An 18,454-nucleotide genomic window follows, 5' to 3' on the forward strand; every position below is an offset into this window, starting at 1 on the left:
TCAATGAGCCTTTGCGGGGGCGGCCCCCGCCGTGGGCCTCTGCAGGATCAGCACCACCGGGAGCATCAGAAACGCCGCCACGCCGGTCAGCCAGAAGGCATCCTGGAACGCCAGCAGGCTTGCCTGCTGCCGAATGAGACCGGCAATCTGCGCCGCGCCCTCAGCCGAGGTTGGCGTCAGCCCGAGGGGCGCAAGATAGGCGCGTGCGGCCTCGTCGAAGGGCGAGATCCCCGAGGCCAGCATCGCGTAGTGGAACTGCATCCGGCTCGCCACCTGCCAGCCCACCAGTGCGATGCCCACCGACGACCCGAGCGAGCGGGTGACGCCGTAGATGCCAGAGGCCTCGTCCTGTTTCTCCGGGCCGATGTTCTGGAATGCGAGCGTGGACATCGGCACGAAGAAGAGGCCCATCCCGAGGCCAGACACGATGCCGGGCAGGGCAAGGTCCCAGAACCCGGCATTCAGGTTCAGCATCCCAAGCAGCACGTTGCCCGTCCCGGTCAGCACAAGTCCCAGGACAAGCAGCTTGCGCGGATCGAAGCGCGTGACGAGGACCGATCCGGTCAGGACCATCGAAAAGCCAGCCGCGATTCCGCGTGGAATGAACAGCATCCCGGCATCCAGAACAGGGTAGCCCAGCAGGCCCTGCACGAAGAGTGGCAGAATCGCGATGGAGCCGAACATTGCGACCCCGAAGCCGAGGATCGCCACATTCGCGCCGGCGAAACTGCGGTCGCGGAAGAGCGAGAAGTCGATGATGTTGTCGGCTCTCCCGATCCCGCGCAGCACGAACGCCATGCCGCAACAGACCAGCGTAATGGCCGCGATCTGGATCAGGTGAGACGCGAACCAGTCCCGGCTTTCCCCAAGGTCGAGCATCAGTTGCAGCGATGCGATTGCCCCGACCATGAGCGCAAGCCCGGACCAGTCGACCTTCAGCGTCTTGGTGTCTTCGGACTTCAGCTCGCCCGACATCATCGCGAGTGCGAAACCGGCAATGGGCAGGTTCACATAGAACACGGCTCGCCACGAGAAATACTCGGTCAGGAGCGCGCCGATGGTCGGCCCGAGCACGGGGGCCACAACGACGCCGAGGCCGAAGAAAGCCATCGCCTGGCCACGCTTCTCCTTGGGGAAGCTGTCGAAGAGGATGGACTGCGAAAGCGGAATGAGGAAAGCGCCGAAGATGCCTTGGCCGAGGCGGCAGGCGACCATGACTTCGACGCTCCACGACAGCCCGCAGAGCGCGGAGAAGGCGGCGAAACCCGTGATGGCCGAGATGATGAGCCGCCGCCGCCCGACCATGCGGACGAAAAAGCCGGTGAGCGGCATGACGACGACCGAGGCGACGATGTAACTCGTCAGGATCCAGACCGTCTGGTCGTTGGTGATCCCGAAGGCCGCCTGGATTTGCGGCAGGGCGACGTTGACGATGGTGCTGTCGAGCACCTCGAGTACCGCCGTCAGCACGACGGCGAGCACGATCGTCCATTTGACGCCCTCGCGGATGGGTGTGCCGGTCGCCGCCGTTCCGGTCATTTGCGCGTGTCCAGTCCGGAGGTGTCGACGGTCACGGTCGTGCTCGCGCCGACGCGCAGTTGCAGATCAGGATCGTCCGGTCTCGTGTCGATGGCGATGCGGACGGGGAAGCGCTGCGTGACCTTCACCCAGTTGCCGCTCGCGTTCTGCGGCGGCAGGAGGGAAAACACCGCACCCGCGCCCGCGCCGAGGCTTTGCAGCGTGCCGGTCAGCGTCACGCCGGGATACATGTCGATGTCGATGTTCACAGGCTGGCCGGGGCGCAGTCGCTCGAGGTCGGTCTCCTTGAAGTTCGCGTCGATCCACCAGTCGCCGTCTTCGACGAGGGAGAAAAGCGGCGCGTTCGGGGACACCAGCGCGCCGGGCCGGACGTCGAGGTTGGCGATCCAGCCGGACACCGGTGCCGTTACGCGGGCATGGTCGAGATTGATCTGCGCCAGCGTGAGCTGCGCCTCTGCAGCGCGCACGGCCGGGTTGTCGTCGCCCGGCGCGCCGGCCTGCTCGCGCGACGCCGCCAGCGCGGCATTTGCGCTGTCGAATGCAGCCTGCGCCTGGTCACGCGTCATGGCAGCCTGGTCGCGCGCGGCCTGTGGCACGTCGCCCATGGTGAAGAGTTTCTCTGTCCGTCCGTAGGCATCCTGTGCTTCCGACAGGGCGGCCCGCGCACTGTCGACGTTTGCCGAGGCCGCGGAGAGGTCCGTGATCGCCGCAGTCGTCTGCTGCCGGGCCCGATCAAGATTTGCCTGCGCCGACCGAACCGTCGCCTCGAGTTCGGCGGCGTCGATCGTGAAGAGCAGATCGCCGGCCGACACATGCGCGTTCTCGGCGACGGCCACCTCGGAGACGCGCCCGCCGACCTGCGGCGCGATCGTCAGCACGTTGGCCTTCAGGTATGCGTCATCGGTCGAGGGATGGATCCGTTCGTGTTGCCACCAGACCCAAAGACCGCCGCCCGCAAGGGCGATGGCGGCGACGAGAACGATGGCTTTGAGGTGTTTCATGTGGAGACCTGTCGGAACCGGGCGGACCCCGGCGACGGGGTCCGCAGCCTTGGATGATTGGCGCTCACGCGCCGAAGAGGTGAGGGAAGAGCCCGGCCAGTCCGAAAAGGATCAGATAGGCAGCGATGACGTAGTTCAGAAGCTTCGGGGCGATCAGGATCAGGATGCCCGCGATGAGCGCCAGAAGAGGCTGAACGAAGACCACGGTCGTCATGCCTGTTCAGGCGCGGATGCGCCCACCTCCGCCTTGTGCGCGTCGTCGAAGGCGCGCCGCAGACGATTTTCGGCATCCGTGTCGAGGTTGGTGCGCAGCACCCGTCCGCCATGTTCGCCGAGGCGCGCCATGACTTTGTCAGAGGCTTCGCGCCGCATCATCATGAACAGCGCGGCCTGACCCGGTTGCAGGATTCCGGCCACCTCCTTCATGAAGTCGTCGTTGATACCGTAGTCTGTAAGGGCGCCCGAAAGCGCGCCGGCGCCGGCACCAACCGCGACGCCCAGGAGCGGGTTGAAGAAGATCATGCCGACAAGCAGACCCCAGAACGCGCCGCCGGTCGCCCCGGCGGTCCAGAGGTTGACCATCTGGTTCAGCTTGATGGTGCCGTCGCTGTCTGCGACGGCCACAACCGCATCGGCGACGTCGACAAGGTATTCCTGCGCCATCTTCATCAGGTCTGCGCGGGCTTCCTCGGCTCTTTCGGCTGTGTCGTAGCCGATGACGATAAGTTCGGACATTTCGGTCTCCTTTCTCAGGGTTTGGAGGATTGTCAGTTTGATCCGATGTGGGTGGTGTCGATGCTGTCGAGCCACTGCTGCACGGAACGTTCGAGGTCGCTCACGTGGTGGCCCTGCGCCTCGGCTTCGGCGATCTCGCCGTTCAGGCGGGCCTGAAGATTGCGATAGCTTTGCTTCAGCTCTTTTGCGGTCAGATGCGTGGAGTCGTGATAGAGATGCGCCTTTTCGCGCAGCCTCTGTTCCGTGGCGTGGATCTTCCTGCCTAGCGCGTCCAGACGGGCGTGAAGGTCTTGGTTTTCCATCGGATCATTCCTTTCTCGACAGCGGGTCAGTTCATGTACCAGCCGTGGCTGACGACCAGCGACTGGCCGGTGAGGGCATTGGTGGGGAAGGCGGCGAAGACATGGGCGACTTCGGCCACGTCCTCGATGGTGGTGAATTCCTGATCGACGGTCTCGCCCAGCATGATCTTGTTGACGACCTCCTCCTCCGAGATGCCGAGGTCGCGCGCCTGTTCGGGGATCTGCTTTTCGACGAGCGGTGTCTTGACGAAGCCGGGGCAGATCACGTTGGCGCGGATGCCGTGCTTGGCCCCTTCCTTGGAGATCACGCGGGCAAGGCCGAGAAGACCGTGCTTGGCGGTGACGTAGGCCGATTTGAGCGGGCTCGCTTCTTTCGAGTGCACCGACCCCATGAAGATGATCGAGCCCGAGCCGGCCTTCTGCATATGCGGCATGACAGCCTTCGAGGTGAGAAACGCGCCGTCCAAGTGGATCGACAGAAGCTTCTTCCAGTCGTCGAAGGGGAAATCTTCGAGCGGGTGGACGATCTGCACGCCCGCGTTGGACACCAGCACGTCGATCTTGCCCCATGTCTCGATGACCTTGGCGACGCCGTCGTTGACCTGCGCCTCGTCGGTGACGTTCATCTCGACCGCCATGGCTTCGCCCGGCCCTTCGGCGGAGAGCTCGTCGGCGGTCTTCTGGGCGGCGTCGAGCTTGAGGTCGGCGATGACGACCTTCGCTCCGTCGGCGACGTAGCGTTTCGCGATCCCATGCCCGATTCCGCTGGCGGCGCCGGTGATGATGCAGACTTTGTCTTTGAGGTTCATCGTTCAGGTTCCTTATTTGGACGCGCTGCGGAAGGACCACATTTCGCGCAGGTTGAATTCGGTGAAGTGATGCTGGATCAGCGCCAGGCTGGCGTGGCCGATCAGGTAGGCCCAGGCGAGGTTCGCCAGAGTTTTGTGAATTGACATCGCGACGCCCACCAAGCCGCCGGCGTCGGGGTTGCCCTCGCCGATGACGTAGTAAAGCGCACCCGATGCCGCCATCGCGGTGATCAGCAGGATGCCCAACCCGTGAACGGCACTGGCAAAGGGGCTGGCACCGTCGTGGGACGGCAGCCGGAACCGGCGCAACGCGGCGAGGTGCCTTTTGGTGTCGTCCCGAAGCGCCAAGAGCCGCGTGCCCGAAAACCATGGAAACAGCATTCCCACAGGCGTGCCCCGGCGGCGCGCGGTCAGCACGAACCAGAAGATCACGATGAAGGCAAAGGCGGCCAGCCCGCCGTATTCATGGATCTCGAAGGCAAGGTTGCCCGCGTGGCCGTCCTCTTCGGGCTGCATCACGAGGCTGGAGAAAAGCTGCGTGACGACTGCAAGCGCCAAGCCTGCGTGAACCAGCCTGGTGGCGATGGTGTGACGCGTCGCGATGGCCATGGTGTTCATCCTTTCGGAGCGAGGTAGTCGTGGACGACTTCCCCCAGCCCGAGCGTCAGGTCGGTCAGCAGGTGGACGGCCGAGACGACTTCGCGCACCGGCAGATCGGCCACGGGCGCCAGTGCGTGTCGGTGCAGCTCCAGCCCCGCCGGACCTTCCCAGGCGCCTTTGAGCGTCACGTCTATGGTGTAGTAGCGGACCAGCTCGCAGATGCGCGGCGTGCAATCGACATGCGGGATGATCTTGAGCATGAAATTCGGGGCGTCGAAGCCCTTGAGCACCTTCGCGTGGTCCAGCTCGCGGTGCTTGTAGCCCATCGTTCCGGTCGCAACCCGGACCGAGCCCACGTCGAGCGTGCCGACGAGCGTGTCTTTCTCTACCCGCAGCGACGGGTCGGCGAGCTTTTTGGGGAAGCCCCAGATTTCGCGGCCGCCCGCGATGGGCGCGTCATCGTTGAGGAACATCGAGTGGACGTAGCCGCCCGCGACACCGTCCAGGGTCACTGGGATCACCTGGCCGCTTTCGGTGTAGTCACCGAAGCCGGTGCTGTCTGGCATGCGGATGAATTCGTATTTCACCAGCGGCTCGGGGATCTCCAGCGGCTCCGGCACGACGCGGCGCAGGGCTTCCATGTCCGTGCGGTAGGTGATCGTGAGGAACTCGCGATTCACGAACTTGTACGGCCCTTTGGGATAGGACGGGCTGGTGAGGGGCATTGCGAAGGCGGTGGAGATGAGGTCGGACTTGTTCATGTCGAAACTCCTTATTTTCCTTGCGTTCCAAGATCGAAGACCTGCAGGCCGTCGGTCCCGACAACGCGGGATGTCCATGAGGGATGAGTGAGTGTCCGCGTGACGTCCTTCTGGCCTGCGGCCCAATGGTCCGACATCGACTGACGTGAGAATTCGTAGTCCTTGCCGCTGCCCTCGAACCCTTCCTTGCGGTGGATCAGGTGGACAAGCGTGACAGGGCAGGAGGGGCCTGCGGCGCGTAACAGCGCAAGGTCCTCATCATCCCTGAGATCTTCAGGCAGCTTCGCCGCCAGCCGATCGGCCGCCACGCGAAGTGCGTGCAATTCGCGGTAACGGTCGGTGGTCAGCCGGGTGCGGCTCGAATAGCGGATGTCCTTCTCGCGCTGCTGCACGTCCAGCACATCGGTCGGCACGGTGCCCCTGGCATTGAAGAGGTCGATCTGCAGGACACAGAGCGGTTGGTCGCCTTCCGCCTGCTCCATGACGTATTGGAGCGGCGTGTTCGACACGAGGCCGCCATCCCAGTAATACCGCCCGTCGATCTCGACCGGCGGGAAGCCCGGCGGCAGGGCGCCGCTCGCCATAATGTGCCGGACGTCGATGCGGGTGGTGCGGCTGTCGAAATAGGTGAAGTTGCCGGTTTCCACATCGGTCGCCCCGATGCTGAGACGCGGGCCGTGATCGTTGAGAAGGTCGAAATCCACCAGTTCGATCAGCGTCGCCTCAAGCGGGGACGTGTCATAGATGCTCAGCGCAGGCTTCGGGCCGAGCGGCCAGACTGTGCCGGGGAAGCGGGGCCGGAAGAAGCCCGGAGCCCCGGCCATCATGACTTCGGCGGCGGCCATTTCGGAAACCGCATGACGTCCGGCAAGGGTCCAGAATGGCGCAAGAGCCGGCCGGGTGGTCGTGATCCTGTTCCAGAATGCTTCGAGAGCCGGGATGCGGTCTTTCTGACTGTTGCCGCAGATGAGCGCGGCATTGATCGCGCCAATTGAAATACCTGCGACCCAGTCGAAGGAGAACCTGGCTTTGTCGAGCGCAGAGAACGCTCCGGCCTGATAGGCGCCCAGTGCTCCGCCGCCTTGAAGGACCAGCGCATTCAGTTCTTTGGGGGCCATCGTGTTCGTTCCTTCAAGCAGCGTTGTGTGTCGTTGAGGAACAGATAGAAGCGCAGTCCTGCGCTGGCTTTTCTGCAAGTTTACATTTGCGACAGGTTTACCAAGCCACTGATCCAAAATAAAAACCCGCCACGTTTGGTGGCGGGTCGAATTGAGATTTGCAGCGGGCGGCGACCAGGCGTGATTTCCCCGGTGCGGCTGAGTTTCTCTGCCTTATGGCAGACGACCCGTTACATATTGCGCCTCGCCTTTGGCGAAACTCCAGTCTTCCTCCCGGTTGGTGAAGACGGAAATCAGAAGGTCGTTCGGATCGAGGCCACAGGTGTGCTCAAGGCGCTCGGACAGAAGCCGATAGATCTTGATCTTCTCAACATGGGTTCGGGGGCTCGTAAAGAACTGAACCGAAATCACCTCGTCACTCCGGGTAAAGCCGAGTCCGGTATCAAGAAACACCATCCGGCCCGGTTTGTGTTCGTGGACGATCTGATAGCGGTCGGTTTCCGGCACCCCGAAAGCCTCGACAACGCAGCCTTGGATGGTGTCCAGCAAAAGCTGGAGCTGCTCGTCCGACCGGCCTTCGATCATATCAATTCGTACGAGAGGCATTCGTATCTTTCTCAGGTTGGTGAGGCGTACGGCAAACGTGGCCGCCGTGGGTTGGTTCCCCAGGCAGGCCTCGATGCGTTGTTCAATTGCCGTAGAGCCAACCCTGTCGTGGGTAGCTTTCCGGCGCGGGGCCGTTGAACACCGCGTCGTAGGCTTGCTGCTCGAAGGCAGAGACATGCTCTTCGCTTCGGTGATCGGCGGGCGTATCCGAGTTGAGATAGGTGCAGAAGGCCGTGATCATGATGTCGGCAACCTCGGCATCCGTGGCCTCGGGGTAGTCCGACCGGATCTGTCCGACAATTTTGCCGAGCGCGTCTCCGTCCAATTCTGCGGAGCCGACGTCCCGCGCCAGCTTCGGCAGATCGAAAGCGCCCGCGTCCGCTGCGGTGAAGACCGCCGCAGGTTCGGGGCAGTCGAGATCCTGCGCGGCGGCCAGCGTGGCCGAGGACAGGCAAAGCGCCGCTGCGACGGTGAAGAGGGAGCGTTTCATGGGATTTCCTTTCAGAGGTCATGTCGGGCAAGGGGTGGTTGAGCAATCTCTGACAGGGCAGGCTGCAACGAGCCTGTTGTGGGAATTACATTCATGACAAGTTTGCCCGCTGGCCCGCGAGCTGCGCATTTGCATATTAGGCCTGAGGTGGTTGCGATCTGATCTCGGGAGACGCGAAATGAATTGGAAGAACCTTCAGCCCTGGGCGTCCCATGTACACCCTGGCACATGGTCGGGTGCGCTGATCATCCTCGCGTTCTTCGTTTTGGCGGGCCTGCTTTTGTCGCATCTGCTTCGGCAAGGGATCCGTGTCGTCGTCGCGCGCGACCACGACAACCGGCTCGACCGCATGTCCGTGGCGTTCCTGTCGAAGGTCGCCAGCGCCTTCGTCTGGATCCTGATCCTGATGCTCTACGCACATATGATCCCGGCGCTGGATCGGCTAGCGACGGCGCTTCTGGCCAGCGTTTCGGTCGCCTCCGTCGTCTTCGGTCTGGCGGCGCAATCCACGCTGTCGAACTTTGTCGCCGGGTTCAGCCTGATCTTCTATCGTCCGTTTCGCCTTGGCGACAAACTTCAGATCAGCGCCCCGACCGGGGTTGAAACGGGGACGGTGGAGGACGTTTCGCTTGGGTATACGGTCCTCAAAACCTACGACAACCGCCGGGTGATCATCTCGAACGCGTCGATCTCGAACACCACGATGGTCAACCTGTCGGCCCGTGAGGCGCGGACCATGGCGGTCGTGCCGATCTCGATCGGCTATGACGTCGACATCGATGCGGCGCGCGCCATCATCCTCGAGGTCGCGGCCGGCCTTCCGGAGATCGAAGAGGTTGTCGGATGCCCCGTCACCAATCTGGGCGCGTCGAGCGTCGACTTCAGTCTGCGTGTCTGGTGTGCGGACTCGGGCGTCGCGGCGGGGGTCAGGAATGCCCTTCTGGAAGCCGTTAAAAAGCGCTTCGATGCCGCCGGGATCGAGATACCCTATGCCTATCAGAACGTGCAGATCACCAAACTTCCGGAAGAGTTTTCCAAGGCGGAGCGCGCCAATACCGAGTGATTCCAGTGCTTGCGCAGCGCATCCGGCACAGGCCAGACGGCCAGGCAACCTGATGTCACGCCGCCGTTCAGCGAGAGTGAAATCCGCTGCCGGAAAAAACCCGCTCCAACGGCTCGAAGCAAGAATATGGTGACCTGCCCCCGCGACATCCCTCACCGTGATGTAGAGTCTGCGCCAACTTGAGGTGCTACCCGACGTGCCCTCGGCCGTCCTTAGAGGTTCCGCGCTTGCATCTGGCTCACGGGCTCGTGGCGTCGGCCATGGCGAGGCGCAGCGAAGGCGTCAATTTCTGTCAAATGGATGCCCCTAAAGCCGGGCGCCAGAACTTCGAGGCACTCGACACACTCTGCCCGCTTGACAAGCCTTACATGTAACATGTTACACATCAGCGGTAGACGGTCAGGCGCCTGAGGAGGCAGAGCCTGAGCCCGAGGAGGAAAGATGACCCGCAAAAACCTGTTGCGTGCCCGCCTTGAGCAGGGCCTCTTCACCGTGGCGCCCGGCGCCGCCGACGCCCTGACGGCCCGGATCGTCCAGGCCCAGGGGTTCGACGCGGTCTACATGACCGGGCTCGGGGCGACGGCGATGCGGCTTGGCAAGCCCGATCTTGGGCTGATGACGCAGACCGAGATGGCCGACCATGCACGCGCCATGGTGCGGGCGGTCGACATCCCGGTGATCGCCGACGCCGACACCGGCTACGGCGGGGCGCTCAACGTGGCCCGCACGGTGCGCGAATACCTGCAGGGTGGCGTCGCGGCCATGCACATCGAGGATCAGGTCAGCCCGAAACGCTGCGGCCAGTTGTCTGGCATCCGGCTCGTGCCGGCCGAGGAGGCCGCAGCCCGGCTCAGCGCCGCCGTCGAGGCACGCGGTTCGGAGGACATCTGCCTGATCGGGCGTACCGACGCGCTGCCGGGGCAGGGGATGGACGAGGCGGTGAGCCGCGCCGCGCGCTACCGAGACACCGGTGTCGATCTCGTCTTCGTCGACGGGGTCAAGACCCGCGCCGAGGTCGAGCAGATCGCCACCCGCGTCGAGGGGCCGAAGGTTCTGAGCCTCGTGGATGGCACCGATGCGGCGCAGCTGACCGTCGACGAGGTGCGCGAGATGGGCTTTTCCGTCGTCATGTATGCCGTGAGCGGCCTGTTTGCCGCAGCGCGGGCGACGGCGGACGCGATGGCACGGCTGAAGTCCGACGGTCGGCCCGGTGGCGGCGCGGCGCTCAGCTACGCGGAGTTCTGCGACATGGTGGACCTGCAGGCGCATCAGGCCTTTGCCCACCGCCACGGCGAATGAAAGAGGCGACATGACGGCAAAAGTGCTTATCACAGGTGCAGGCTCGGGCATCGGCCTCGCCGTGGCAAGGCGGGTGGTGGCCCGCGGCATGCGGGCAATCCTGTGGGACATCTCGGCCGCGGCGCTGCAAGCCGCGCAGGACGAGCTTGGCGACAGCGCCGAGGTCCGGCAGGTGGATGTTTCCGACGTGCAGGCGGTGACAGGGGCGGCGGCGTCGCTCGAGGGGGTCAGTCATCTCGTCAACAACGCGGGCATCCTTGGGCGGCAGATGGATTGGGGCGACCTTGACCCGTCCGAGATCGCGCGGGTGCTGGCAATCAACGTCACGGGGTTCATGCAGGTGGCCTCGTGCTTCATCGCCGCGCGCCGCCCCCATTCCACGGCGGCCATCGTCAACATGGCCTCGATCGCCGGAGAGAACGGCGGCGCGCCGGGCTTCGCCAGCTACGGGGCCTCGAAAGGGGCGATCATCGCGCTGACCCGTGCCATGGCCCGGGATTTCGCGCCGGAGGTGCGCGTGAACGCATTGGCCCCGGGCATCATCGACACGCCGATCCAGGACGCGGTGATGGCCGACGCTGCCGCGCGCGCCAGGGCTGCCGAGGGCATCCCGATGCAGCGCATGGGCAGCCCAGACGAGGTGGCAGAGGCGACGGAGTGGCTGCTTTTCGACGCGGCCTACACCACGGGTGAGATCATCCGGATCGCGGGAGGCCGCCGGTGAGACTGATCGACTATTTCTTCAAGGCTCTCGAATGCGCCCTCGTGGTCCTGCTGGCAGGCATGACGCTCATGGTCTTTGCCAATGTCGTGCTGCGCTACGGGTTCGGGTCGGGCATCGACGTCAGCGAGGAGCTCTCGCGCTTCTTCTTCGTCTGGCTGATCTTCATCGGCGCCATCGTGGCGATGCGGCGCAACATGCACATGGGCTTCGATCTGGTGGTGGCGACGGTCAGCGCTCCGGTGCGCCGGGTGCTGCTGACCATCGCCAACGGCGCGGTGTTGGGGGTCTGCATCCTGATCCTCGTGGGCACGCTCCAGCAGTTCCACGTCAATGCGACGAACATCGCTCCCGTCACCCGCATGCCGATGATCTGGGTCTTCGGCGTGCTGATCCCGATGTCTGCGCTGGTTGGCCTGATGGCCGGGTTGCGGATGCTGGGCTATGCCACCGGCCGCCTGAGCGGAGCGCCGGGGCATCCGACTGTCGCGGAAAGCGAGATCGAGGTGCGCGAATGACCCTTCTCCTGTTTATCCTGACGCTGGGCGTCAGCCTGAGCATCGGTGTCCCCGTCGCCTTTGCTCTGATCATCTGCGCCGCGGCCATGGGCTTGCAGATGGACCTCTTCGACCCGCAGGTGATCTCGCAGCGGATGGTGGTCGGCGCCAACAATTTCTCGCTTCTCGCGATCCCGTTCTTCCTGCTGGCCGGCGAGTTGATGAACGCCGGCGGCATGTCGCGGCGGATCATCGGCTTCGCCATGGCCTTCGTCGGTCACGTGCGCGGCGGGCTCGGCGTGGTGGCGATCTTTGCCGCGATCATCCTCGCCTCGCTGTCGGGCTCGGCGGCGGCGGACAGCGCGGCGCTGATCGCGATCATGCTGCCGATGATGAAACAGTCGGGCCATGACGAGGCGCGTTCGGTCGGGCTCATGGCCTCGGGCGGCGTGATCGCCCCGATCATCCCGCCGTCGATCGCCTACATCATCTTTGCCGTGGCCACGAACCTGTCGATCACCCAGCTGTTCCTGGCCGGCATCGTGCCCGGCGTGATGATGGGTCTCGGGGCGATCATCGCTTGGCTGATCGTGGCTCGCCGCGACAACGTGCAGCCGCGGCCGCGACAGGGCTGGGGCGTGCGGCTGGAAGAGACCCGCAAAGCGCTGTGGTCGCTGGGCATGCCGGTGATCATCCTCGGCGGCATCCGCTTCGGCGTGGTCACCCCGACCGAGGCCGCCGTGATCGCCGCGGTATACGCCATCTTCGTCGGGATGGTGGTACACCGGGAGCTCAAGGTCAGCGACCTGTTCGGCGTGTTCCGGGACGCGGCGCTGACCACCTCGGTGGTGATGATGCTGGCGGCCGCGGCGCTGGCCACCGCGTGGTTCATCACCATCGCCGACCTGTCGGGCACCGTGCTGGACCTCGTCGGTCCACTGGTGGACAGCCCGACGCTTCTGCTGATCGTGATCATGGCGCTGGTGCTGATGATCGGCACGATGCTGGACATGGGGCCGACCATCCTGATCCTCGCGCCGGTGCTCCTGCCGGTGGTCGAGGAGGCGGGGATCGACCCGGTGTATTTCGGCGTCCTCTTCGTCATCAACTGCGCCATCGGCCTCGTCACGCCGCCCGTCGGCATCGTGCTGAGTGTCTCGGCAGGCGTGTCCGGCGTGCCGCTGCACAAGGTGGCCAAGGGCGCGGCACCCTTCCTGATCGCGCAGGTCACCGTGCTGATCCTGCTCGTGCTGTTCCCGCAACTCGTTCTGACGCCGCTCAACTGGCTGCGCTGACCGACCCCGTTTCACCTAGGAGGAGACCTACCATGACGTTCAAGTTCAAGACCCTTGCGGCCGTCGTTCTCGCGGCGACCGCCCTGACCAGCCCGGCACTTGCGGCCGATTACGGCCGCCACACCTTCAAGGTGTCGAACGGCGCGTCCAAGGATCACCCCGTGGCCGCCGGTGTCGACGCCATGTCCGAATGCCTCGCCAATGGCTCGGACGGGTCGATGAAGCTGCGCGGCTTCTACTCGGGTCAGCTCGGCGACGACGCCGAGGCCACGCAGTCGGTGCGTTCCGGCTCGATCGAGATGGTGGTCACCGGCGCCGCCGCGATTGCCGGCATCGAACCTGCCATGGGGGTGTTCTCACTGCCCTTCGTCTTTGCCAATGACGAGGAAGTGGATGCCATCATGACCGGCCCCTACTTCGACTACCTGGCCGAGAAGATGCCCGCGCACGACCTCGTACTGCTGTCGATCTGGGAGAACGGATTCCGCAACGCCACCAACTCCAAGCGTCCGCTGAATGCCGTGTCGGACTTCGAGGGCCTGAACTTCCGCGTGATGCAGAACCCGATCTTCCTCGATACCTTCCGTCGCCTCGGCGCGAACCCCGTGCCGATGGCCTTCGGCGAGGTCTTCACCGCGCTCGAGACCGGCGCGGTTGACGGCCAGGAGAATCCGCTGCCACTGATCGAGGCGAGCAAGTTCTACGAGGTGCAGAAGTACCTGACGCTGACCCGCCATGCCTATTCGCCGACACCGGTGCTGATGTCGTTGCAGGTCTGGGAGGGGCTCAACGCCGACGAGCAGGCGCTGGTGTCCTCTTGCGCCGCAGAGGCCAGGAACGCCCAGATCGCCCGCTCGCGCGCAGCCGTCGGCGAGGCCGCGGAGCTGCTGACCTCCGAAGGCATGGAGATCAACGAGATGCCCGCTGCCGAGACGGACAAGCTGAGGGAACTGGTCGGCCCGGTCTACGACGCGGCCGCCGACTCGGTCGGACAGGAAAACCTCGACCGACTGCTGGCGGAACTCGACAAGGTTCGCGGCGGCTCCTGAACACGTCCGGCCTGAGGGCCGGACATGAAACCGGCGCGCCACCCTCCCGCGCGCGCCGGTTTCCCTGAATTCCCTATCCCAGTCCCATCGACCGGAGCGACCATGCCTCTCGACACAGCTTCCTGCCTTGCCGCCCTCGCGGAGGCCTTCCCCGGTGCCGCGCTGTTCACCGGAGATGACGTGCCTGCGCGGAATCTGCATGACACCAGTTTCTTGCCGGCTGTCGCGCCGCTGGCGGTGGTGCGCCCCGACAGCCCCGAGGGCGTCGCCGAGGCGGTCAGGATCTGCGCCGAACACGGTGTGCCGATGGTCGCGCAGGGTGGGCTGACTGGCCTTGCCGGGGGCGCGCACCCGGTGGCAGGCTGCGTCGCCATCTCGCTCGAGAGGTTGGCCGGGATCGAGGAGATCGACCCCGCGGCGGCGACCATGACGGTGCGCGCCGGCACGCCGCTCGAGGTGATCCAAAAGGCGGCCGACGAGGCGGGTTTCTTCATTCCGCTCGACCTCGGCGCGCGCGGGTCGTGCCAGATCGGCGGCAATATCGGCACCAACGCCGGCGGCAACCGGGTGATCCGCTACGGCATGACGCGCGAGATGGTGCTGGGACTCGAATATGCGCTGCCGGACGGAACGTTGATCGACGGTCTCAACAAGATGCTGAAGAACAACGCTGGCTATGATCTGAAGCAGCTCTTCATCGGCTCCGAGGGCACGCTGGGCATCGTGACCCGCGCGGTGCTGCGGATGCACCCGAAACCGGGCTGCGTCAACGCGGCGCTCTGTGGCCTTTCGTCCTACGAGGACGTCCTCAAGTTGCTGGCGGCGGCCCGGCGCGGTCTGGGCCCAATGCTCTCGGCTTTCGAGGTGATGTGGCCCGACTACTGGCAGGTGGTCACCGGGGAGGTCGGCGCGCGCAGCCCGCTCGAAGGCACCCATGCAATGTACGTGCTGCTCGAGGCGCAGGGCCTCGACGAGGATATCGACGGGCCGCGATTCATGTCATGGATCGAGGGAGCCTTCGAGGCGGGCATCATCGCCGATGCCGCCATCTCGCAGAGCCTCGGCGACGTGCAGTCCTTCTGGGACGTGCGGGATGCCTGCGCCGAGTTCCAGATTGTACTGGGGCCGCATTGCGCCTTCGACATCGGCCTGCCGCAGACCAGGATGAACGAATTCGCCGATGCCTGCCGGGCGCGGCTGAAAGAGGATATGCCCGAGGCGCTGTCGGTCTATTACGGCCATATCGGCGACGGCAACCTGCACATTGTGGCACTCGACCGCGCACAGGCGCAGCCGCCGATGAAACGCATCAGCGCGGTTGTCTACGACACGGTGCGCGACTTCGGCGGCACGATCTCGGCCGAGCATGGCATCGGCCTGTTGAAGAAACCCTACCTCTCCTACACCCGGTCCGAGAAGGAACTCGCGCTGATGGCCCGCATCAAGGCCGCGCTGGATCCGCAGGGGCTGCTCAACCCGGGCAAGGTCATCGACACGCCCGCAACCGGAAAGACCGACGCATGAACGCTCTGAAATCCCGCCTGCAGAAGGGCGAGTTCGTCGCCGCCGCCTGGGCCGAGTTGGGCCACCCGGACATCGCCGAGATCTTCGTGCGCCACGGCTGGCCGGTGGTGCTGATCGACGGCGAGCACGGCATCGGCGATCTCGAGACCTGGGTGGCGGTGGCCCGCGCTGTCGAGGCGGCGGGCGGCGAGGTGATCCTGCGCGTACCCGACGGGTCCGACACAACGCTAAAGAAGGTGCTCGACCGCGGTTTCCGGTCGATCGTCGTTCCGATGGTGAACAGCGTCGAGCAGGCGCGCGGCATTGCCGCCTCCTGCCGCTACCCGGTGCGCGGCACAGGTGGAGTGGGGCGTGGTTACGCGGCGCCGATCGTGCGCGGCTCGGACTACGGCACGCGGCCGGACTATGCGGTGCGCACGGCAAACGAGGACATGCTTCTGTTCGTGCAGTGCGAGACCCGCGAGAGCATCGACGCGCTGCCGGGCATCTGCGCGGTGGAAGGCGTGGACGGGATCTTCCTCGGCCCCAATGACCTGGCGGCAACCCTCGGCAACATGGAGCAGATGGAGCATGCAACCCCGCAGGCGGCCTTTGCCGAGGTCGAACGGGCGGTGACCGGGGCCGGCGCGCTGCTGGCAACCGTCTGCGGTGGCGGGCGGGACTGGGCCGACCTGCGCGCACGCGGATTCACCCTCGTGGCCGGCGTCAACGACGTGTCTTTCCTCATCGGCGCCGCCTGTGACGCTGCAGCAGTCCGCGACGAGCAGCTGGCAGATCTCGCGTAAGGCCGGATTTCCTGACATTGCCCCGCGTGCTAAGACGTCGGGGTTGCGCCGGCGGGCGCCCGAGAACAAGGCGACCCGAATGAGCGTGAACCGGAAGATGCAGATCGAACAACCCAAGACGTTGACCGAGATCGTCGTCGAACGGCTGCGCGAAGCGATCATCGATGGCCACTACAAGTTCGGCGAGAATATCTCGGAGGACAAGCTGGCCAACGCCTTCGGGGTCAGCAGATCGCCGGTGCGCGACGCGCTCAACGCGCTTCAGTTCACCGGTCTGGTCACCATCAAGCCGAAGCGCGGCAGTTTCGTGTTTCAGCCCACGGCGGCCGATGTGGCCGAGATTTGCGACTATCGGCTCATGCTGGAGCGCGAGGCGCTCCGGCTGTCGATGGCAGCCGATCGCGAGGGCTTTCTCGTGGCACTGTCTGACGCGGTGGAGCGGATGCGCGAGCGGATGCAGGCGGGCGACGAAATCGGATACGTGCGTATCGACACCGAGTTCCACAACCTCTTCTTCGACTTCTGTGGCAACAACCTCGTGCAGAATGCCTTCGATCTGGTCGAGGCGCGCATCGCGACCATTCGAACCGCGCTGAACGCAAGGTTCAAACAGCGGCGCGAGGACAGCTTCGACCAGCACGTTGCGATCGTCGAAGGCTTGCGAAAGGTCGACTGGGAGCAGGTGGACGAGGTCCTGCGCAAGCACATTACCTCGATCCGTTCTGATGCAATCGATGAGCTGTCGAGGGTGTGAGCATCCCTTTCGCCGAGTTTGCTCTTAAAGGTCTTGAGAGTTCTCTCTTCTTCTCGGCTTCTGCGGGGTCCCGCGTCTGCTAACGCGCTGGACGTGTACAGGCTTCCCCGGGTACCGGGCGCTCTTGCAGATTGGCGCTTATGCCAATCCGAGGCGGGGTAGGGATGCCGCAGAGCATACATCTGTGGTCCCAGGCTCCACCTTCGCCCCTGCTCCGCTTACCGGCTGCCGGGCAGCACGGCCAGCACCGCCACCGCCTCCGCGATGGCGAGCGCATCTTCGAGCTCGACACCGAGATAGCGCAGGGCGCCAAAAACACCCCCTTTCGCAAGGCAATGACTTGACAATGCACGGAAAACAGGATCAGACGGACAGTCGTGTCGGGAATACGCTGTGAGATAATTTCGATTTTTCCACTACGGATGAGGCCTACGGTGACGATGGCGCACAAGATCATTTAGCTGATACTGACCTTCATTGCATCGCTGTTGGTCCTTGGCACGGCAGGCTCCCTTTCGGCCGAGCAGGGTTGGCAAACCGATCTGACCTTTCTGGCCGACCGGGACGCAGTCGACGACCGGCATGACGACGGGCTACAACTCGAGCTTGAGACGCGATTTGTTTACGGGCTCAAGACGAGCCGTCGTTTCGAAGCTGCCGGACGGGGCTGGACGGATCTGTCCTTTGGCCTCTCGCGCGAACGCTACCCCGACGCGGAGAATAACGACCGGCTCTATCTCGATGCCGAGATCCTGGGCATGGTGCCGCTGGATCACCCGTTCTGGACGCAGCTCCGGCTGGGGGCACAGGCCCGCCATGCCACCGGACCCGATGGCGAGGTCTATTCCCGGATGCGGCTTTCCGGCGCCCTGCGCTTTGCCCCGGCACAGCGCCAGACCGTGCAGCTGCGCGCCCGGATCGGCTATCGCGAGCAGAACGATCTCAAGACCTTTCGCGGCTACGACCAGCGCGAATACCTGTTCGATGTGATGCATCTGTGGGGCTCCGACGACTGGAGCCGGCGCGTCACCACGACACTCTATGCCGAGCGGCGCGACGCCGAGGCCGCGAGGTTCAGCTATGATGAGCTCGGGCTGCGCTTCTCCTACCGCCAGCGCCTCGATCCGGACACGGATCTGGTGGCCAAGACGGCGCTATTCACCCGCGATTACAATGCCGGCGGGCGCTATGACGAGCGCTTTCATGGGAGTTTCGGCATCGAGACGGCGCTCACGGAGCGGCTGAACATGGAAGCCTATGTCGGTTACGAAACAAACGACTCTACAAATGGCAGAAAGTCCTACCACGGCAGTCTGCTCGGGATGATGTTCATGATCCCGCTGAACTGATCAGCAAGATGCCGCCGGCCCCGCTTTCAGCCGCATGGGTCCGATGCGGCTCAAGCTGCCCGCCGTATCGTCACCCGCACCATCCACAAAGACGCCGCGAACATCCATGTTTCGCTGATGATCTACTTATTCGCACTTAATAATCTACCGTAGGGGG

Annotated in this window: 21 protein-coding genes; 10 read left to right on the forward strand and 11 right to left on the reverse strand. The window is 64.5% G+C overall.

Annotation, left to right across the window (positions count from 1 at the left end):
• The 11 genes from HC022_RS00345 to HC022_RS00395 all read right to left on the reverse strand — a co-directional run bounded on the left by HC022_RS00345 (position 1) and on the right by HC022_RS00395 (position 7,961).
• Positions 1–1,539: a DHA2 family efflux MFS transporter permease subunit gene (locus tag HC022_RS00345; protein WP_167450909.1), complete on the reverse strand. Its 1,539-nt coding sequence runs from the start codon at positions 1,537–1,539 to the stop codon at positions 1–3.
• Complete coding sequence (locus tag HC022_RS00350) at positions 1,536–2,540, reverse strand: HlyD family secretion protein (protein WP_167450910.1); 1,005 nt, start codon at positions 2,538–2,540, stop codon at positions 1,536–1,538. The genes HC022_RS00345 and HC022_RS00350 overlap by 4 nt, the downstream gene beginning before the upstream one ends.
• Positions 2,541–2,604: 64 nt before the next feature.
• A complete protein-coding gene (locus tag HC022_RS00355) occupies positions 2,605–2,754 on the reverse strand; it encodes a DUF3096 domain-containing protein (RefSeq protein ID WP_083791917.1) in 150 nt (49 codons plus the stop codon).
• Positions 2,751–3,275: a DUF1269 domain-containing protein gene (locus HC022_RS00360; protein WP_167450911.1), complete on the reverse strand. Its 525-nt coding sequence runs from the start codon at positions 3,273–3,275 to the stop codon at positions 2,751–2,753. The genes HC022_RS00355 and HC022_RS00360 overlap by 4 nt, the downstream gene beginning before the upstream one ends.
• 32 nt (positions 3,276–3,307) lie before the next feature.
• Positions 3,308–3,577: a hypothetical protein gene (locus tag HC022_RS00365; RefSeq protein WP_008888192.1), complete on the reverse strand. Its 270-nt coding sequence runs from the start codon at positions 3,575–3,577 to the stop codon at positions 3,308–3,310.
• Positions 3,578–3,603: 26 nt separating this feature from the next.
• Positions 3,604–4,386, reverse strand: a complete 783-nt coding sequence (locus HC022_RS00370) for a 3-hydroxybutyrate dehydrogenase (RefSeq protein WP_008888203.1) — start codon at positions 4,384–4,386, stop codon at positions 3,604–3,606.
• A 12-nt stretch (positions 4,387–4,398) separates the two neighbouring features.
• Positions 4,399–4,995: a cytochrome b/b6 domain-containing protein gene (locus tag HC022_RS00375; RefSeq protein WP_167450912.1), complete on the reverse strand. Its 597-nt coding sequence runs from the start codon at positions 4,993–4,995 to the stop codon at positions 4,399–4,401.
• Between the two features lie 5 nt (positions 4,996–5,000).
• Positions 5,001–5,747, reverse strand: a complete 747-nt coding sequence (locus tag HC022_RS00380; protein ID WP_008888299.1) for an acetoacetate decarboxylase — start codon at positions 5,745–5,747, stop codon at positions 5,001–5,003.
• Positions 5,748–5,758: 11 nt separating this feature from the next.
• Complete coding sequence (locus HC022_RS00385) at positions 5,759–6,865, reverse strand: patatin-like phospholipase family protein (protein WP_167450913.1); 1,107 nt, start codon at positions 6,863–6,865, stop codon at positions 5,759–5,761.
• Positions 6,866–7,078: 213 nt separating this feature from the next.
• Positions 7,079–7,471 carry a tautomerase family protein gene (locus tag HC022_RS00390; RefSeq protein ID WP_167450914.1) on the reverse strand — a complete coding sequence of 131 codons (393 nt, stop codon included), beginning with the start codon at positions 7,469–7,471 and terminating at the stop codon, positions 7,079–7,081.
• 82 nt (positions 7,472–7,553) lie between these two features.
• Positions 7,554–7,961 carry a hypothetical protein gene (locus HC022_RS00395; RefSeq protein WP_167450915.1) on the reverse strand — a complete coding sequence of 136 codons (408 nt, stop codon included), beginning with the start codon at positions 7,959–7,961 and terminating at the stop codon, positions 7,554–7,556.
• Positions 7,962–8,139: 178 nt separating this feature from the next.
• On the opposite strand from HC022_RS00395, the gene HC022_RS00400 reads away from it, so the two are divergent.
• The 10 genes from HC022_RS00400 (at position 8,140) to HC022_RS00445 (ending at position 18,297) form a co-directional block, all read left to right on the forward strand.
• Positions 8,140–9,024, forward strand: coding sequence for a mechanosensitive ion channel family protein (locus tag HC022_RS00400; protein ID WP_167450916.1), 885 nt, complete (start codon positions 8,140–8,142; stop codon positions 9,022–9,024).
• Between the two features lie 441 nt (positions 9,025–9,465).
• Positions 9,466–10,323, forward strand: a complete 858-nt coding sequence (locus HC022_RS00405) for an oxaloacetate decarboxylase (protein ID WP_008888175.1) — start codon at positions 9,466–9,468, stop codon at positions 10,321–10,323.
• 10 nt (positions 10,324–10,333) lie between these two features.
• Positions 10,334–11,047 (forward strand): SDR family NAD(P)-dependent oxidoreductase, encoded by a 714-nt coding sequence (locus HC022_RS00410; protein WP_008888269.1) that lies wholly within the window; start codon positions 10,334–10,336, stop codon positions 11,045–11,047.
• Positions 11,044–11,562, forward strand: a complete 519-nt coding sequence (locus HC022_RS00415) for a TRAP transporter small permease (RefSeq protein ID WP_167450917.1) — start codon at positions 11,044–11,046, stop codon at positions 11,560–11,562. Before HC022_RS00410 ends, HC022_RS00415 begins: the two co-directional genes overlap by 4 nt.
• Positions 11,559–12,836, forward strand: a complete 1,278-nt coding sequence (locus tag HC022_RS00420; RefSeq protein WP_008888144.1) for a TRAP transporter large permease — start codon at positions 11,559–11,561, stop codon at positions 12,834–12,836. The genes HC022_RS00415 and HC022_RS00420 overlap by 4 nt, the downstream gene beginning before the upstream one ends.
• Positions 12,837–12,868: 32 nt before the next feature.
• Positions 12,869–13,885 carry a DctP family TRAP transporter solute-binding subunit gene (locus tag HC022_RS00425; RefSeq protein ID WP_008888230.1) on the forward strand — a complete coding sequence of 339 codons (1,017 nt, stop codon included), beginning with the start codon at positions 12,869–12,871 and terminating at the stop codon, positions 13,883–13,885.
• A 102-nt stretch (positions 13,886–13,987) separates the two neighbouring features.
• Positions 13,988–15,409: an FAD-binding oxidoreductase gene (locus HC022_RS00430; protein ID WP_167450918.1), complete on the forward strand. Its 1,422-nt coding sequence runs from the start codon at positions 13,988–13,990 to the stop codon at positions 15,407–15,409.
• A complete protein-coding gene (locus HC022_RS00435; RefSeq protein WP_008888015.1) occupies positions 15,406–16,194 on the forward strand; it encodes an HpcH/HpaI aldolase/citrate lyase family protein in 789 nt (262 codons plus the stop codon). The genes HC022_RS00430 and HC022_RS00435 overlap by 4 nt, the downstream gene beginning before the upstream one ends.
• Positions 16,195–16,273: 79 nt before the next feature.
• Positions 16,274–16,948 (forward strand): GntR family transcriptional regulator, encoded by a 675-nt coding sequence (locus HC022_RS00440; protein ID WP_008888122.1) that lies wholly within the window; start codon positions 16,274–16,276, stop codon positions 16,946–16,948.
• 488 nt (positions 16,949–17,436) lie between these two features.
• Positions 17,437–18,297 carry a hypothetical protein gene (locus HC022_RS00445; protein ID WP_167450919.1) on the forward strand — a complete coding sequence of 287 codons (861 nt, stop codon included), beginning with the start codon at positions 17,437–17,439 and terminating at the stop codon, positions 18,295–18,297.
• Positions 18,298–18,454: the final 157 nt, after the last annotated feature.

Origin of the sequence: Salipiger sp. HF18 (assembly GCF_011806505.1) — a bacterium.
Lineage (GTDB): Bacteria > Pseudomonadota > Alphaproteobacteria > Rhodobacterales > Rhodobacteraceae > Salipiger > Salipiger thiooxidans.

Coding starts and splice junctions, on each gene's coding strand:
- HC022_RS00345 (WP_167450909.1), bottom strand. CDS start 1,539: ATGACCGGAACGGCGGCGACCGGCACACCCATCCGCGAGGGCGTCAAA.
- HC022_RS00350 (WP_167450910.1), bottom strand. CDS start 2,540: ATGAAACACCTCAAAGCCATCGTTCTCGTCGCCGCCATCGCCCTTGCG.
- HC022_RS00355 (WP_083791917.1), bottom strand. CDS start 2,754: ATGACGACCGTGGTCTTCGTTCAGCCTCTTCTGGCGCTCATCGCGGGC.
- HC022_RS00360 (WP_167450911.1), bottom strand. CDS start 3,275: ATGTCCGAACTTATCGTCATCGGCTACGACACAGCCGAAAGAGCCGAG.
- HC022_RS00365 (WP_008888192.1), bottom strand. CDS start 3,577: ATGGAAAACCAAGACCTTCACGCCCGTCTGGACGCGCTAGGCAGGAAG.
- HC022_RS00370 (WP_008888203.1), bottom strand. CDS start 4,386: ATGAACCTCAAAGACAAAGTCTGCATCATCACCGGCGCCGCCAGCGGA.
- HC022_RS00375 (WP_167450912.1), bottom strand. CDS start 4,995: ATGGCCATCGCGACGCGTCACACCATCGCCACCAGGCTGGTTCACGCA.
- HC022_RS00380 (WP_008888299.1), bottom strand. CDS start 5,747: ATGAACAAGTCCGACCTCATCTCCACCGCCTTCGCAATGCCCCTCACC.
- HC022_RS00385 (WP_167450913.1), bottom strand. CDS start 6,865: ATGGCCCCCAAAGAACTGAATGCGCTGGTCCTTCAAGGCGGCGGAGCA.
- HC022_RS00390 (WP_167450914.1), bottom strand. CDS start 7,471: ATGCCTCTCGTACGAATTGATATGATCGAAGGCCGGTCGGACGAGCAG.
- HC022_RS00395 (WP_167450915.1), bottom strand. CDS start 7,961: ATGAAACGCTCCCTCTTCACCGTCGCAGCGGCGCTTTGCCTGTCCTCG.
- HC022_RS00400 (WP_167450916.1), top strand. CDS start 8,140: ATGAATTGGAAGAACCTTCAGCCCTGGGCGTCCCATGTACACCCTGGC.
- HC022_RS00405 (WP_008888175.1), top strand. CDS start 9,466: ATGACCCGCAAAAACCTGTTGCGTGCCCGCCTTGAGCAGGGCCTCTTC.
- HC022_RS00410 (WP_008888269.1), top strand. CDS start 10,334: ATGACGGCAAAAGTGCTTATCACAGGTGCAGGCTCGGGCATCGGCCTC.
- HC022_RS00420 (WP_008888144.1), top strand. CDS start 11,559: ATGACCCTTCTCCTGTTTATCCTGACGCTGGGCGTCAGCCTGAGCATC.
- HC022_RS00425 (WP_008888230.1), top strand. CDS start 12,869: ATGACGTTCAAGTTCAAGACCCTTGCGGCCGTCGTTCTCGCGGCGACC.
- HC022_RS00430 (WP_167450918.1), top strand. CDS start 13,988: ATGCCTCTCGACACAGCTTCCTGCCTTGCCGCCCTCGCGGAGGCCTTC.
- HC022_RS00435 (WP_008888015.1), top strand. CDS start 15,406: ATGAACGCTCTGAAATCCCGCCTGCAGAAGGGCGAGTTCGTCGCCGCC.
- HC022_RS00440 (WP_008888122.1), top strand. CDS start 16,274: ATGAGCGTGAACCGGAAGATGCAGATCGAACAACCCAAGACGTTGACC.